Source organism: Lentzea fradiae, assembly GCF_900100955.1.
Classification (GTDB): Bacteria; Actinomycetota; Actinomycetes; order Mycobacteriales; family Pseudonocardiaceae; genus Lentzea; species Lentzea fradiae.
The window spans coordinates 335,179-350,624 of record NZ_FNCC01000006.1 but is presented as its reverse complement, the minus strand read 5'-3'; the positions used below and the strand labels follow the sequence as shown (position 1 = coordinate 350,624).

Annotated in this window: 15 protein-coding genes; 6 read left to right on the top strand and 9 right to left on the bottom strand. The window is 68.2% G+C overall.

What is annotated here, in order from left to right; all coding sequences use genetic code 11:
- Positions 1-38: 38 nt before the first annotated feature.
- From BLT23_RS16230 to BLT23_RS16210, 5 genes are all read right to left on the bottom strand, one after another.
- Complete coding sequence (locus BLT23_RS16230) at positions 39-1,520, bottom strand: glycoside hydrolase family 13 protein (protein WP_090050008.1); 1,482 nt, start codon at positions 1,518-1,520, stop codon at positions 39-41.
- An 11-nt stretch (positions 1,521-1,531) separates the two neighbouring features.
- On the bottom strand, positions 1,532-2,365 hold the full coding sequence (locus BLT23_RS16225) for a carbohydrate ABC transporter permease (protein WP_090050006.1): 834 nt from the start codon (positions 2,363-2,365) through the stop codon (positions 1,532-1,534).
- Complete coding sequence (locus tag BLT23_RS16220; RefSeq protein WP_090050005.1) at positions 2,362-3,219, bottom strand: carbohydrate ABC transporter permease; 858 nt, start codon at positions 3,217-3,219, stop codon at positions 2,362-2,364. Before BLT23_RS16220 ends, BLT23_RS16225 begins: the two co-directional genes overlap by 4 nt.
- On the bottom strand, positions 3,220-4,557 hold the full coding sequence (locus BLT23_RS16215; protein WP_090050003.1) for an ABC transporter substrate-binding protein: 1,338 nt from the start codon (positions 4,555-4,557) through the stop codon (positions 3,220-3,222). It abuts the gene before it with no gap.
- Between the two features lie 105 nt (positions 4,558-4,662).
- A complete protein-coding gene (locus tag BLT23_RS16210) occupies positions 4,663-5,646 on the bottom strand; it encodes a LacI family DNA-binding transcriptional regulator (protein ID WP_090050001.1) in 984 nt (327 codons plus the stop codon).
- Positions 5,647-5,848: 202 nt separating this feature from the next.
- Here BLT23_RS16210 and BLT23_RS16205 point away from each other — a divergent pair, with 202 nt between their 5' ends.
- Positions 5,849-6,904 carry a hypothetical protein gene (locus BLT23_RS16205; protein WP_090049999.1) on the top strand — a complete coding sequence of 352 codons (1,056 nt, stop codon included), beginning with the start codon at positions 5,849-5,851 and terminating at the stop codon, positions 6,902-6,904.
- Between the two features lies 1 nt (position 6,905).
- On the opposite strand, the gene BLT23_RS16200 is transcribed toward BLT23_RS16205, so the two are convergent.
- Positions 6,906-8,042 carry a hypothetical protein gene (locus tag BLT23_RS16200; RefSeq protein ID WP_245743991.1) on the bottom strand — a complete coding sequence of 379 codons (1,137 nt, stop codon included), beginning with the start codon at positions 8,040-8,042 and terminating at the stop codon, positions 6,906-6,908.
- Positions 8,043-8,141: 99 nt separating this feature from the next.
- A complete protein-coding gene (locus BLT23_RS16195) occupies positions 8,142-8,939 on the bottom strand; it encodes a FadR/GntR family transcriptional regulator (protein ID WP_090049997.1) in 798 nt (265 codons plus the stop codon).
- A 158-nt stretch (positions 8,940-9,097) separates the two neighbouring features.
- Between BLT23_RS16195 and BLT23_RS40750 the strand changes: the two genes are divergently transcribed.
- The 4 genes from BLT23_RS40750 (at position 9,098) to BLT23_RS16185 (ending at position 12,169) form a co-directional block, all read left to right on the top strand.
- Complete coding sequence (locus BLT23_RS40750) at positions 9,098-9,250, top strand: hypothetical protein (RefSeq protein WP_176946772.1); 153 nt, start codon at positions 9,098-9,100, stop codon at positions 9,248-9,250.
- A gap of 138 nt (positions 9,251-9,388) precedes the next feature.
- Complete coding sequence (locus BLT23_RS16190; RefSeq protein WP_090049995.1) at positions 9,389-10,603, top strand: aKG-HExxH-type peptide beta-hydroxylase; 1,215 nt, start codon at positions 9,389-9,391, stop codon at positions 10,601-10,603.
- 475 nt (positions 10,604-11,078) lie between these two features.
- Complete coding sequence (locus BLT23_RS40040) at positions 11,079-11,267, top strand: hypothetical protein (protein ID WP_143035952.1); 189 nt, start codon at positions 11,079-11,081, stop codon at positions 11,265-11,267.
- A 188-nt stretch (positions 11,268-11,455) separates the two neighbouring features.
- Positions 11,456-12,169 (top strand): LPXTG cell wall anchor domain-containing protein, encoded by a 714-nt coding sequence (locus BLT23_RS16185; RefSeq protein WP_090049993.1) that lies wholly within the window; start codon positions 11,456-11,458, stop codon positions 12,167-12,169.
- Here BLT23_RS16185 and BLT23_RS16180 read toward each other — a convergent pair.
- Both BLT23_RS16180 and BLT23_RS16175 read right to left on the bottom strand, forming a co-directional pair.
- Positions 12,166-12,957: a phosphotransferase gene (locus tag BLT23_RS16180; RefSeq protein WP_090049991.1), complete on the bottom strand. Its 792-nt coding sequence runs from the start codon at positions 12,955-12,957 to the stop codon at positions 12,166-12,168. The genes BLT23_RS16185 and BLT23_RS16180 overlap by 4 nt on opposite strands.
- 16 nt (positions 12,958-12,973) lie before the next feature.
- Positions 12,974-13,480 (bottom strand): DUF305 domain-containing protein, encoded by a 507-nt coding sequence (locus BLT23_RS16175; protein ID WP_245743990.1) that lies wholly within the window; start codon positions 13,478-13,480, stop codon positions 12,974-12,976.
- A 133-nt stretch (positions 13,481-13,613) separates the two neighbouring features.
- Here BLT23_RS16175 and ctaD point away from each other — a divergent pair, with 133 nt between their 5' ends.
- The gene (gene ctaD / locus BLT23_RS16170; RefSeq protein WP_090049989.1) at positions 13,614-15,404 is read left to right on the top strand and encodes an aa3-type cytochrome oxidase subunit I; all 1,791 of its coding nucleotides are present in this window, start codon (positions 13,614-13,616) and stop codon (positions 15,402-15,404) included.
- The last annotated feature ends 42 nt before the right edge of the window (positions 15,405-15,446 follow it).

Sequence of the window (15,446 nt, the reverse complement as noted above, 5' to 3'; positions counted from 1 at the left end):
GGCCTTCTCCTCGCTGGAGAAGGCCCCCGGTCCCGTCGTCAGGAGATCCAGGCGGCGGCGTCGGACGGCAGCTTGCCGTCCACCAGCGGGACGCTCGACAGCGCCGGCGTGGAGGGAAGGCCGATCGGCTCGTCCGAGAGGTTGACGACGCACGTCAGCCCGCCGCGCTTGAACGCCAGCACGTCCTCACCGAGGTCGAGCCACTCCAGGTCGCCCGCGATCCCGCGGCGCAGCTCGAACACGCGGCGGTAGAGGGAGAGCATCGAACCGGGGTCGTCCGTCTGGGCCGCGACCGAGAAGTCCTGCCAGTTCTCCGGCTGGGGCAACCAGCTCGGACCGTCCTGCGCGGACCAGGGCAACGGCACGCGGCAGCCGTCGCGGCCGCGGTCGGTGAAGCCGGAGCGGTGCCACACCGGGTCCTCGCGCAGCTCGTCCGGCAGGTCCTCGACCTCCCAGAGCCCCAGCTCCTCGCCCTGGTAGACGTAGACGCCGCCGGGCAGCGCCGCGGTGAGCATGATCGCCGCGCGGGCGCGGCGCGTGCCCAGCTCGAAGTCCGTCGGGGCGCCGTGCTGCCGGTCGGCGAACGAGAAACCGGTCTTCTCCCGGCCGTAGCGGGTCACGTGCCGCGTCACGTCGTGGTTGGACAGCACCCAGGTCGGTGGCGCGCCGACGGGCTCGTGCGCGGCCAGCGTGCTGTCGACGACCCGCTTGAGCTCCCCGGCGTTCCAGGGGCAGCAGAGGAAGTCGAAGTTGAACGCGCTGTGCATCTCGTCCGGCCGCAGGTACCGCGCGAACCGCTCCGGGTCGGGCAGCCACATCTCGCCGACGAGAATGCGGTCGCCGTCGTAGGAGTCGACGATCTGCCGCCACCGCCGGTAGATGTCGTGCACGCCGTCCTGGTCGGAGTAGGGCTGCTCGGCGTCGGGCTTGCCGAAGTCCTTGACCAGCCCGTCCGCGACGTCGATGCGGAACCCGTCGACGCCGCGGTCGAGCCAGAACCGCAGGATGTCCTCGAACTCCTCGTGGACGACCGGGTTCTCCCAGTTGAAGTCCGGCTGCTCGGCGGCGTAGAGGTGCAGGTACCAGCGGCCGTCCGCCAGCCTGCTCCAGGCGGGGCCGCCGAACCGGGACTTCCAGTCGTTCGGCAGCTCCTCGGTGTCGCGGATGTGGAAGCGGTCCCACAGGCCGTCCCTGAACCACGGGTGCTGGTCGCTGCAGTGGTTCGGGACGAGGTCGATGATGATCCGGATGCCGAGCTCGTGCGCGTCGGCGATGAGCTTCTCGGCGTCGGCGAGCGAACCGAACACCGGCTCGATGTCGCGGTAGTCGGCCACGTCGTAGCCGCCGTCGGCGAGCGGGCTGGGGTACCACGGGTTGAGCCAGATCGCGTCGAAGCCGAGGCCCGCGATGTGCTGGAGCCGGTCGCGCAGGCCCGCGATGTCACCGATGCCGTCGCCGTTGCCGTCCGCGAAGCTGCGCAGGTAGACCTGGTAGATGGATGCGTTGCGCCACCAACTCATCTGGTGTCCTTTCAGCCTTTGACGCCGCCCGCGGTGAGCCCCGCGAGGATGTGCCGCTGGAACGCGAGGAACAGCGCGACCATCGGCAGGCTCGCGAGCACGAGGCCCGCGAGCAGGAGGTTGACGGGGGTGTCCGGGGCGAAGCGCTGCAGCGCGACGCTGAGCGTCTGCTTCGCCGGGTCGGGGAACACGAGCAGCGGCCAGATGAAGTCCTTCCAGGCCGCCACGACCGCGAAGATCGAGACGACGGCGAGGATGGGCCGCGAGATCGGCAGGACCACCCTGACCAGGGTCGTCCACGTGCTCGCGCCGTCGATCCTGGCCGCCTCCAGCAGCTCCTCGGGAATCTGGTCGAAGAACCGCTTGAGCAGGTAGACGTTCAGCGCGTTCGCCGCGGCGGGCAGCCAGATGCCCGCGGGGTTGTTGAGCAGGCCGAGGTCGACGAGCGTCAGGTACACCGGCACCAGCACCGCCGTCGACGGCAGCATCAGCGTCGCGAGCATCAGGCCCATGACGACGTTGCCACCCCGTGGCCGCAGCTTCGACAACGCGTACGCCGCGGGCACGATCACCGCCATCTGCACGGCCCACGCGCCGATCGCGACGACGAACGTGTTGAGGAAGAACTGACCGAGCTGCATGAAGTTCCAGGCGTCGGCGTAGGCCCCCGGCTCCCACGTCTCCGGCAGGATCGTCGGTGGCTGCCGCGCCAGCTCCGCCGGCGGCTTGAACGCGCCGAGCAGCACCCAGACCAGCGGCAGCAGGAACGCCGCGGTGAACACGACGATCGTGGCCGTGAGGACGACCCAGTAGAGCGGGCCGGTGCCCTTCGTCAGAGTCCTCATGCGTCGGCCTTCCTGGTGAGCTTGAGGTAGAGGAAGGAGAAGACGCCCAGCACCGCGAACAGGATCAGGCTCAACGCGCTCGCGGTGCCGAAGTCGTTGTAGTAGAAGGCGTACCGGTAGAGCAGGAGCAGCACGGTGACCGTCGACTCCTCCGGGCCGCCGCCGGTCATGATGTACGGCTCGGTGAAGATCTGCATGGTCGCGACGACCTGGAGCAGCAACAGCATCAGGATCACGAACTTGGTCTGCGGAATCGTGACGTGCCAGACCTTGCGGAGCAGCCCGGCGCCGTCGAGGTCCGCGGCCTCGTACAGCTCACCGGGGATGGTCTGCAGCGCCGCCAGGTAGATGAGCGTCGCCGCGCCCATGTTCGCCCAGGTGATGACGAGGACGAGGCTGATCATGCTCGTGCCGCTCGAATCGAGCCACTGGCCGGTGGGCAGCCCGAGTCCTCGCAGGACGGAGTTGAACAGGCCGGGTCCCGGGTCGTAGAACCACTTCCACAGCAGGGCCGTGACGACCGGCGGCAGCATCACCGGCAGGTAGACCAGGAGCCGGAAGTACGCCTTGGCGTGCCGCAGCTCGTTCAGCACCACCGCGGTGACGAACGGGACGCCGAAGCCGATCAGCATGGCCAGAACCGTGAAGAAGAAGGTGTTGCGCCACGCCACCACGAACAGCGGGTCCGCGAACAGCCGCTCGAAGTTCTCCCAGCCCACCCAGTCGGGGCTCGTGACGAAGTTGACCTGCTGGAAGCTCAGGACCACCCCGCGCACGATCGGGAACCAGGAGAACACCGCGAAGACGACCAGCGCGGCACTCAGGAAGCCGTACGCGGTGACGTGGCGCCGCACTCACTTCACCTGCGCCAGGACGGCGTTGACCTTGGTCTCCGCGTCCTTGAGGAGGGTGCCGTGGTCGGCGTCGGCGTTGGTCAGCACGGCCTGCACGACGCTGTCGAGAATCGCGTAGACCTGCTGCGCCTGCGGCGGTTCGAGCGAGCCCTTGGTCTGCTCCGCACCGTCCACGTAGGACTGGAAGTTCTCGACCGGCATCGTGGCGTACTGGGCCTTCAGCGCCTCCTGCTTCTCGCGCGTCTCACCGGTCCAGATGTCGGCGATCGGCGGGATCGGCAGGCCGACGGGCTGGCCGCGGTCCTTGTAGGTCCGCAGGTTCTGCTCGAGGCGGTCCGGGTTGAGGTACTTCCACTGGACCCACTTCAGCCCGGCCTTGATCTTCTCCGGCGTGGCCTTCGGGTTGATCATGTAGCCCTCGCCGCCGAGCAGGGTGCCCTTCTGCCCGGGGATCGCCGCCAGTCCGTAGTCCTCGTACTTGCCCTTGAACTGGTTGACGATCGCGGCCACGTTGTCCGGCGCCGCGAGGTACATGCCGAGCTGACCGGCACCCATCATGTTCTGCACGTCGCCGATCTCCAGGAGCTGCTTCTCGCCCATGGAGTTGTCGTCCCAGCGCATCTCCTTGAGCCTGCGCAGGACTTCCTGGCCCTTGTCGTTGTTGAAGTCGGCGACGTACTTGTCACCGTCCTTGCGGGCGATGTCACCGCCGACGGACTTCATCCACGCGGTGAAGTGCCAGCCACCCTGGTTGCTCTTGCTGTACTCGGCGAACCCGGTGACACCGGCGTCCTTGAGCTTCTTGGCGGCGGCGCGCACCTCGTCCCACGTCTTCGGCGGCGAGTTCGGGTCGAGTCCTGCCTTGATGAAGTTCGGGCGGCTGTAGAGCAGGCCCATCGTGTAGTTGGCCGTCGGCAAGCCGTACACCTTGCCGTCGACGGTGAAGACGTCCTTGAGCTCCTGCTTGATGTCGTCGTAGTGCGGGACGTCCTTGACGTAGTCGGTCAGGTCGGCGGCCTGCCTTCTGGCGATGAGCGCCGCCGGGTCGGTGAAGTAGACGTAGAAGACGTCCTCGAGCTGGCCGCCGGCGAGCTTGGCGGAGAACGTCTTCGGGTCCATGAACCCCTCGTGCGGCACGAGGTCGATGTCCGGGTTCTGCTTCTCGAACTCCGCCACGTCCTCGTCGAAGACCTTGCGGTCGAACGCCTGGGTCTGCGGCGGCTGGCCGTTGATGTCGAGCACGACCTTGCCACCGGCCTCGGACGTGGAATCGCTCCCACAGGCAGCCGTGCCCACGGCCAGAACACCGGCAAGCAGCACAGCAGCGGACTTCTTCATGGTGGGGCCGCCCTTCTCGCGAGCGCGTCGATGTGACGGCGACCATAAGTCCCCGTTACATCTGAACGCAATATCCAGACGAAAACTCGCAAGAAGTCGACTGCGTTACCGCACCGGTGCGCTGGACGCCCTCACCACCAGTTCGGGCTCGAACAACAGCTCGTCGGGCGCCACGGCGTTGCCGGAGATCTGGTTCGCCAGCAGCTCGACGGCCGCCCGCCCCATCGCCTCGATCGGCTGCCGCACCGTCGTCAGAGGCGGATCAGTGCAGGTCATGAACGCGGAGTCGTCATAGCCGATGATCGACACGTCCTTGGGCACGTCCAACCCGGCACGCCGCACGGCCCTTATCGCACCGAGCGCCAGCGGGTCGCTCGCGCACAGGATCGCCGTGACGCCGCGCTGCACCAGCTTCGTCGCCGCCGCCTGCCCACCCTCCAGGCTGAACATGGCGTGCTCGACGTCGGCGCCGCCGCACCGCTCGATCGCCTCCAGCTTCCGCAGGCTCGGCACGTGGTCCGGCGGCCCGAGCACGGCCCCGATCCGCCTGTGCCCCAACGACGTCAGGTGCCCGTACGCCTGCTCCACCGCCACCGTGTCGTCGCACGACACCCGCGGGAACGCCAGATCGTCTATGGCGGCGTTGACCAGCACCGCGGGCAGTTTGCGCGACATCATCTGCTGGTAGTGCCCGTGGCTCGCGTCCTTCTGCGCGTACAGCCCGCCGGCGAACACGATGCCGCTGACGTGCTGCTCCAGCAACAGTTCCAGGTACTCGGCCTCGGTCACCCCACCGGCCGTCCTGGTGCACAGCACCGGCGTGAAACCCCGCTGCGCCAACGCGTTGCCGACCACGTCCGCGAACGCCGGGAAGATCGGGTTCTGCAGCTCCGGCAGCACCAGCCCGACCAGCCGCGCCCGCTCCCCGCGCAGCTGCGTGGGCCGCTCGTACCCCAGCACGTCGAGCGCGGTGAGGACGGCGCTGCGGGTGGCGTCCGAGACCCCCGGCTTGCCGTTCAGCACCCGGCTGACGGTCGCCTCGCTGACCCCGACCTTGGCCGCGACCTCGGCCAGCCTCCGTTGCGTCATGACGCAAGTGTACGCAATTTCTTGCGTCCGCTTGCAAGCCGCGCTCACCCGCCTGGCAGGCGCCGCCCGGCCGGCCTCCTCGATAACCTCCAGGTCTTCGGCACGGAGGAGGCCGTCATGATCTCCCGCGACCTCGCGACGCCGGAGCGGCCCGCCCTCGACGAGGCGGCACGGCATCGCGCGATGCGGAAGTGAGCGGGCGATGCGCTCCCGCGTGCCCGTCTACTTCGGGAGCCTGCTGGCCACGATCGCGCTCATCAACACGCCGGTTCCGAGAGTCATCGTGTCCGCGGTGCTCAACCCGGAAGCCGGTGACGCCGTGGCGCGGAGTCTCGCGTCCGTCACCAAGGACCTCGTCCTGGTGCTGCTCATCTCGATCTACTTCGAATGGGCGAGGACCCGGGAGCACCGCGACCTGTTGCTGGACATGAACCGCAAGCTCGACTCGATCCGGCACGACACCAGCTCCGTGACCGCTTCCGCCACCAGACGGCTGGTGCTGGAGTCGACGAGTCCCGAGGAACTCGTGACGACCGCTCTCGAACGGCACGTCCCAGGTGGTGGCGACAAGTCTTCGCTGGCTTCAGTGGTCCTGTCATCCCGGCCTGCCTACCACGACGTGTCGGTCACCATACGAGCCGAACGCATCGATGGTCAGACCGTGCACATCAGCTCCAGGTACGAGATGACGATGCCGAGAGGGCCGCTGTTGATCGCCGTGACCTCGTCGCCGACGCACACGACCGCGCTCTCCGACGCCTGCCCCGAACTGTTCGACGCGTCGACCCTCGCCGGCTCGACCTCGTTCGAGAAGGACGCGAAGGAGTTCGGCGAGAAGCTCGAGTGCTACGTGGAAACAGGCGGCGGCGTCACGAGACCGGTCGCGTTCAGGAGGGTGCCGGCCCCCGCCGTTCGAAAGTACATCTCGCCGCCGGTGAGGTTGAAGAACTCCGACATCGTGCTCTTCCACGCGGATCTCAGCCACGAGGACACCGAGTTCGTGCGCGTCAGGCAGCACGCCCACTGGTCGCAGGACCTCGAAGTGCCCGGAGCGTGGTGGTACGCGGACCGCCCCATGTTCGCCAGGACCATCACGTTCGACATGCGGGAGCTCGTGCGCGTCTGCCGGAAGAAGGTGTGGATCCAGGTCTTCATCGGCAGCGTCGACACGCTGATCCTCGACGACAACGAGGGTTACCTGGCGCTGCGGCTCGACAAGTGGATCGTGCAAGGACAAGGCGTGATCGCCAACTGGTGACTCAGGTCGTCGCCTCTCGCCACAACAGGGCGACCCCGTGTCCTGGCAGCAGCCAGGACCGCACGTCGAGGTCACCCAGCTCACCCGCCTCGAGCCACCGTGCGGCGGCCGTCGCGGACCGGAAGGTGAACGGCATGACCCGGAACTCGTACCTGGGGGACTCCTCGACCTCCAAGGCTCTCGCGTCGAGACCGATCGTGTCCACGAAGGACGGATAGGGCGACTGCCAGTAGCAGAACCCGTCGTTGGTGCGCTGCAAGGTGCGTGACCACACGGTGAGCCCGCGGACCGCGCGCACCACGTGGTCCTCCGCGATGTCGCTGAGGTCGCACTCCAGAATCCGCAGGTCGCTCGTGTGGTCGAGCGGGCTGAGCTTGCCCAGCGGACCCGTTGCCTCGCGGAAGAACGTCAGGTAGTTCGACCACCTGTCGAAACGGACCTCGACCGGTGGGATCTGGCTGGGTTCCGCCGAGCGGGGCTGTCCCTCGTGGTCGAGGTAGTCGATCGCGATCCGGGTGGAATGACGCAGGTCGTCCACGGACTCCAGGAACAACGCCGGGTCCGGGATGAAGTACAGCTCGAACAACGGGTGCCGGCAGGCGGCGCTGATCGTGTCCCGCAGAGTGGCGTTCGAGGTCGCGAAGATGACGAACCGGTCGGTGGGGACGTCGTGGCGGAACCGGTATCGCTGAGTCGTCCGCAGGTGGTAGGTCTTCGCGTCGATGCCCTGCAGCTCCAGCTTGACCGTGGTGTCGGTGCTGATCGTCAGGTCGTCCTTGCGCGGGCTCAGCCCGTCGCCACCCAGCACGCCGGCGATCACGTCGTTGTTCGCTTCGTTCTGGCCGTAGAGGGACGAGAGGAACGCTCGAAGCACCTCGGACGGCAAGAGGTGCTCCACGATGCCAGGCCCGGAAACCCTGCCGAGCTCTGTGACGAGGCGTTTGTGCAGGAACAGCTCATAGGTCCCGAGCAGGAACCCGGCGAATGCCGGCAACGGCCAGAACACCACCAGCACGTCGTGCAGCAGACTGCGTGAGGCCGGTTGCCACAACAGCACCGCGGCCAGATCCGCCGCGGCGACGAGGATCAGGACGGACGCGACAGCAAGCGCCAGTGCGGGCTTGCGCGCAGCCTCCACCCGTCGCCCGCCCCCTCACTCCACCGGTCGTAGCTACATGGTGGGAGGGATGCGGCAGCGGCGCCAGAGCTGTTCGCCTTTTGTCACAACAGCGCAGGGTCAGCGTGAGCGGTTCCAGATCGGCGTGTCCGACACGCCGACGTAGGTGCTCATCGTCGCCCGCGGCTCGGAGCTGTCGGTGGCCAGGTCGTCGTAGAGGCCCAGCAGGTGCGTGGTCATGGCGCTCTTGGCACCCACCTCGTCGTGCCTGCGCAGGAACCAGACCACCTGATCGTGCTCATTTGCCGAGCGGTTGTGGACTCCGGTGCTCGGCTGCGCGTGCCGCTTGCAGTCCTGAAGGCCGGGTACGAGCGCCTGGTACATCTGCACCAGAAGCTCGTTGTGCGACGCGCGGACCAGCGCCGAGTGGAACTCCTCGTCCGCCTCGACCACCTCCTGCACGTCATCGGCGGAGGCGCGCTCGTAGCGGCGGTTCAGCTTGGCCAGCTCGTCCAGCTCGCCGTCGTCCGCGCGGACCGCGGCCAGGCTCGCGGCCGTGGTCTCCAGTGCGATCCGCACCTCCAGCAGGTCGGTGGGGGAGAAGCGGCGGGCGGCGAGCCTGCCCTCCAGGTTCTCCTCGACGGCGGTCAGGTCGGTGCGGCGGACGTACCAGCCGAGTCCGCGACGGACCTCGACGATGCCCTGCAGCTGCAGCCGCTGCAGGGCGGTGCGCAGTGACGACCGCGCCACGTCGAGCTTGCGGGCCAGCTCCGGCTCAGTGGGCAGGCGGTCTCCCGCCTTGAGGGTGCCGCCGATGATCTGCTCCCGGAGCTTCTGCTCGATGAGTTCGGGCAGCGGGCGTCGTGAGTCCGGCGAGAGCGACCAGCTCTCCCCGGAAGGGGCCTCGTCGGCGGGCATCGGTCCAGCGTAGGTGTCTCGCGGTCTGCTTGCAACTTGTCTGGCAACCTTACAACCGTTGACAGACAACCTACAGCGCGGGATCCTGGGTTCAGGCGAGACGCCCAGGACCGCCCACACCTGGGAGCGCGGGCTCGCTCAGTCGGGAGGGGTACGACATGTCCGCAGGGAGTGCACTCGGAATAGCCGCAGCGGTCGCCGTCGCCGTCACCGCGATCGGCTGGCGCACCGTGCTCACGATGGTCGCCGTGTCGGTCATCGCGCTCGCCGTCGTCGGCTTCGTGAACGTGACGAGCATCTTGTTCGGCTGAGAAACCGGTGCTCGGGTCGTCGCGTCACGACACGGGCACCGGTCCGTTCGGCCTGTCGGGCTCGGCGAGCGAGGCCGGGTCAGTACAGTTCTCGATCATCAGCGTCGGGGGACGTCGACACACGAGATCGGTTCGGTGATGGGTTCACCCACGGCGAGCGCGCATGTCCTGCATGCCGCCATCGCCCCCGCGGAAGCGTTGGTGGACGAGCGGCGCACTCTGTACCGCCTCGCGGTCCGCCTGTTCACCCAGGGCTCGGGGTTGTCGGACAACCTCCTCGACCACCCGATCGTCCGCTACGAGATCGGCAGAGCGCTCGCCGGGAAGGGCGAGCTCGACCTGGACCTGCTGCGCCGCGTCGCGACCGTGCGCGTGCGAGACGCGGGACTGCCGCTCGTGGCGGACCCGCGCACCGCAGAGCTGATCGAGGCGCCGCTGCGGATCGTCGCGCCACCCGGTGCGTCACCGAGGCCGCTGACCGAGGACGACGGCGACCGGTTCGAGGCGGCGGCACAGCTGGTGGCCGACGGCGTCGGTCTGCTGCGCAAGCTGGCACCGGAGACAGCGGAGGACTTGCTCGCGCATGTGTCGATGGTGACCGTGCTCGCGAAAGAAACCTCCGGTGGCGTCATCTCGGCGTCGTCGAGGTATGTGCCCGGCATCGTGCTGATCAACGAGCCGTCCACGCCGATGGAGGTCGCCGAGGCGTTGGTGCACGAGGGCGCGCACGAGAAGTTCTTCGACCTCGCCATCACTCGGCAGTTTCTCGACGCGCACGCCGAGGACGCCGAGTTCTTCGAGAACTCGTGGTCGCACGCACGCTGGCCGCTGGAACAGACGTTCGCCGCCTGGCACGCCTACAGTTGCCTCGCCCAGTTCGCGCTGGTCGCCGGGGACGAGCCGGCCGGCCCGCTCTCCCTGCTGCCGAAGGCGCGGGAACGGGCGGACGAGATCGGCCGCTGGCTGCTCGCCCACACCGGCGACCTGCAGCCGGACGCTCGCTGGCTGCTCGGTGCGCTCACCGGGGTGCCGGCCGCCGAGCCGGTGAAGGCCGACCGGGGCAGGCCGATGGAGCACCACGTGAGCTTTCGCGTGCTGGACGACGTGCGGTTCGACGTCGCGGGCACGGGCCGCGCGGTGGCTGCGAGGCCGGGACGGCCGCCGGAGATCTTCTGGCTCGACTCCGACGCGAGCTGGCTGCTGGCGCGCCTCGACGACGAGTCGCCCCTGTCGTTCGGCCGGCTTCTGTCGGCCGCGGTGCCGGTGTGGGGCGCGGATTCCGGTGTCCCGGGACGCCTCACCGTCGCACTCCACTTCCTCATGGCGGCGTCGCTCGTCGAGCCGGCGGCGTGATGCCCGCTCTTCGGATCGAGTCGCGGCGCACGACCGGGTGGATCACGCGTCACCAATGGTGTGACTGGGGTGTCCCCGGCGTCACTGAACGGCGGTGCCCTGGTACGCGCCTTTGCGAGTAGGAAGAAGTTCCGACGCTCCTCAATGGAATCTGATGCAAAATCTGTTTCCGTTGTTGACCCTGAAGTGGAATCTTCGGCTCCGCTGTGGTGACCGAGAGTCGCCGGGCGGACGCCGCCGCAGGTGAAGGGGGTTGCGGGCCGATGTAGGCTTTCGCATCCCGATCAGCCGGGATGCGACGCACCCTCAGGCTTGGCACTGGGCGGGCGCGCGATGTTGACAGTCAGTCGCCATCGGTTCGAGAACGCACCTCCGGACATGCGGGAAGTGGCAAGTGCGATGCCGTTTACCGGTCTCGCGTTGCCGAGGTCTCCCGCTCGCCGTGCGTTCGCGAACATCCGAACAAGAAGGAACGATGACCACCCCGAGCCAGATCAATCGCCGACCGGACCTCCCCGCCGGCGCCGGCGTTCCTGTTCCCCACCTGCCCGCGGGCGTCGGGCCGGTGATCGGTCAGCCGGTCACCTCTGTCGACTGGTTCCGGCGCATGCCCAATGGCGGGACAGTTTTCCTCGGTGTCGCCGAGAGCGGCGCAGACGACTGAGGAACCGCGTGTGATCCCCGAAGGGCCGGCCCGTGTGGCCGGCCCTTTTGGCGTCCGGGCGCCCGCACTCCGCTTAACGGATCAATAACGAATCGGCCACAAGCCTCAAGTTGATCGTCATCTAACCCATTCGGGCGACGTCGATCGTCTTAGATCGCCGCATCCGCCAACCCTCACGGAGTAACCCGATGCGCCTCACGCCACTGCGAAGAGCCGGCCTGTTCGCCTCGGCCGCCGTCGCCGCTCTCGCGACGCTGACCCTCGCCACCACGGCCGGCGCCCAGCCGGGCACGCCGACCACCGACGACGAGCGCGCGACGGCGTTCCTGAAGAACGTCGATATCAACCACCCCGAGGCGTGCACCGTCGGTGGGCTGACCGGCGAGACCGTGCACCCGAACCTCTTCACCTACACGGGTGGCGACAACCAGAAGCACCTGAACATCACGGCCGGGCCCGAGGGCATCACGATCACGGGTCTCGTGGTCAAGGGCGGCCCCGCGTTCAACGTCTACCTGGCGGACAAGCTCGAAGAGCTGCCGTGGAACGAGCTGCGGGCGCCGTTCAACAACGGCGGGAAGCTCCCGGACATCAGCCACTGGTTCGGCTGTGGCGTCAAGGACACCACCACGACGACCACGACCACCACCACTACGACGACGACCACCACGTCGACGCCGGCCACCGAGACCACCACCGAGTCGACGCCTGCGACGACCACCACGTCGTCCTCCGAGCAGCCCGTGACCACGACGACGACCACCGCCGCGCCGGTGCCGGTCGCCGACCAGGACGAGCTCGCCGCGACCGGGTTCGGGTCCGCGTGGATGCTCGGGCTCGGTGCCGCGCTCGTGGCCGCCGGTGCCGCCGTGCTCCTCGTGATGCGCAGGCGCCGCGCCTAACCGCGGTCCATCAGCACGCCCCAGAGCGTGCCGAACAGCACGCGCACCTCGAGCCAGTACTCGACGTTCGAAGAAGCCGCCTCGCCGCCGTACAGATCCGCGGCGCGCCGGGCGGCTTCTTCGCCGCGCGCACCCGCCAGGCAGGCCACGTCCCACGCGACGGGGCCGCGCCAGGTGTCCTCGAAGTCGTTCCAGACCGGGCCGGACGAGGTCATCAGCAGGTTGCCGTCGTGGGAGTCGCCGTGCAGCGCCTGGACACCGTCGTAGTGGGCGTCCCACGCCCGCAGCAGCTCGTCCCGCCGTGCTTGGAAGGGCTCCAAGTCCGGAACGCCCGCGTCTTCGAGGTACCTGAGGGTGTTGTCGATGTCGTCCAGCGGTCCCCGTGACGGCAGCTCGCCGGGGTAGTGCCGCAGCTCGGCGTGCAGGCCGGGCAACAGCTTCAGCACGTCCGCGCGGGACAGCTCGACGTCCGGGAAGTGCGGGACGTGCGTGCTGAACGAGATCACGAACCCGTCCGTCGTGTGCGGGCCCGCGGGCAGCTCCTCGGACGGCGTCACGACCGGCACGCCGCGACCGGCGAGGAACGCCGACACCGCCAGGTCGCGGGCGAAGTGCCCGGCCACCGCGGGGCGCACCAGAGCCGTGCGTGCGGCGATCCGCGCGACCACCGGGACCGGGCGCAGGTGCACGATGACGTTGCTGCCGTTCTTCAGCACGACCGGGTCCGTGCACACCACACCGTGCGAAGAGGCGAACGACACGGCGGCACACACAGCGGCGGAGGTCATGCCGATCAGGCTGGCATCAGCCCTGCGGGAGCAGCGACTCCATTTCCGCGAGCTCCTTCTCCTGCTGCGCGACGACGTCCTGCGCGAGCTTGCGGGCCTCCGGGTCGGTACCGGCGGACAGGTGCTCGCGCGCCATCTTCACGGCCCCGCGGTGGTGCTGGATCATCAGCGACAGCCACTGGCGGTCGAACTCGGTGTCGTCCAGGTCGGCGAGGTCGCCCAGGTCGACCAGGCCGTGGCCGCCGGAGTGCCCGCCCGCCGACGCCTCGACGGGCGCGTTCCACGCCGCCAGCCAGCCGTTCATGCGGTCGATCTCGGGCTTCTGCGCCGCCGTGATCCGCTTCGCGAGGTCGATCACGTGTGGGTTGTCCGTGCGCGCCGCGACGAGGTCGCTCATCTCCAGCGCCTGCTCGTGGTGGGGCACCATGCCCCGCGCGAACGCCACGTCCGCCGAGTTGTGCGTAGCCGGGCTGCCACAGGCAGTCAGCAACAGGACGGACGCGACGACGATCAACCGGAGCACGGCGGCAGGATACGTGTGACCTGCGCTACGCCGCTGGCCAGCGGCCCCAGCCCACCCGAATGGAGCTGATCGGCTCCGTCTACTATCCCGGTGAGTTTCCGAACGACTGGTCCCACCAAGGCCTGGAGGCACCGTGACGGCCGTAGCCCCGCAGCCGATCGCAACGCGTCCTTATCCGACGCGCACTGCGGTCAAGGGGTCCTTCCTGCTGCGGATGTTCCGCACCACGGACCACAAGCAAATCGGCATCATGTACCTGGTCACCTCGTTCGCCTTCTTCATGGTGGGCGGCGCGATGGCCATGCTGATGCGGACCGAGCTCGCCCGGCCTGGGATGCAGTTCCTGAGCCAGGAGCAGTTCAACCAGCTCTTCACGATGCACGGCACCGTGATGCTGCTGCTGTACGCGACGCCGATCGTCTTCGGCTTCGCGAACTTCGTGCTCCCGCTGCAGATCGGCTCGCCCGACGTGGCGTTCCCGCGGCTCAACGCCTTCTCGTACTGGCTGTACCTCTTCGGCGGCCTGATCGTGATGGCGGGCTTCGTCACCCCCGGTGGCGCCGCCGACTTCGGCTGGTTCGCGTACACGCCGCTGAGCAGCGCGATCCACTCGCCCGGCGTCGGCGCCGACCTGTGGATCTCCGGCCTCGTGGTCGGTGGTCTCGGCACCATCCTCGGCGCGGTCAACATGATCACCACGGTGGTCTGCCTGCGCGCGCCCGGCATGACGATGTTCCGCATGCCGATCTTCACCTGGAACATCCTGGTGACGTCGGTGCTCGTGCTGCTCGCGTTCCCGATCCTGACCGCGGCGCTGCTCGGCCTGCTCGCCGACCGCCACCTCGGGGCGCACGTGTTCGACCCCGCCAACGGCGGTGTGATCCTGTGGCAGCACCTGTTCTGGTTCTTCGGGCACCCCGAGGTCTACATCGTCGCCTTGCCGTTCTTCGGCATCGTGTCGGAGATCTTCCCGGTGTTCAGCCGCAAGCCGATCTTCGGCTACAACGGCCTCGTCTACGCGACGCTCGGCATCGCGGCCCTGTCCGTCGCGGTGTGGGCGCACCACATGTACGCGACCGGCGCCGTGCTGCTGCCGTTCTTCGCCTTCATGACGTTCCTCATCGCGGTCCCGACCGGTGTGAAGTTCTTCAACTGGATCGGCACGATGTGGAAGGGCCAGCTGACGTTCGAGACGCCGATGCTCTTCTCGATCGGCTTCATCGTCACGTTCCTCTTCGGTGGTCTCTCCGGCGTCCTGCTGGCCGCGCCCGCGATCGACTTCCACGTGTCCGACACGTACTTCGTCGTCGCGCACTTCCACTACGTGCTCTACGGCACGATCGTGTTCGCGACCTTCGCCGGCATCTACTTCTGGTTCCCGAAGATCACCGGCCGGTTCCTCGACGAGCCGCTCGGCAAGCTGCACTTCTGGACCACGTTCCTCGGCTTCCACGCGACGTTCCTCGTCCAGCACTGGCTGGGCAACGAGGGCATGCCGCGCCGGTACGCGGACTACCTGCCGACGGACGGCTTCACGACGCTCAACATGGTCTCGACGATCGGTGCCTACATCCTGGGCGCGTCGACGCTGCCGTTCATCTGGAACATCTTCCGGTCGTACCGGTTCGGCGAGGTCGTCACGGCCGACGACCCGTGGGGCTACGGCAACTCGCTCGAGTGGGCGACGTCGTCCCCGCCGCCGCGGCACAACTTCACCGAGCTGCCCCGGATCCGTTCGGAGCGCCCGGCGTTCGAGCTGCACTACCCGCACATGATCGAGCGCATCCGGACCGAGGGCCACGTGACCTTCACCGGCAAGGCGGTCCCGCACAAGGACGCGCCGCCGGCTCTCTCCGAGATGGCCGCGTCCGCGATCAAGTCGGGTACGGCGTCCGAGAAGGACGACTCGGAGCACGACAAGTAACCTGCGAGTAACAGGTTCAACGATGAGCCCCGGCTGCCGCGC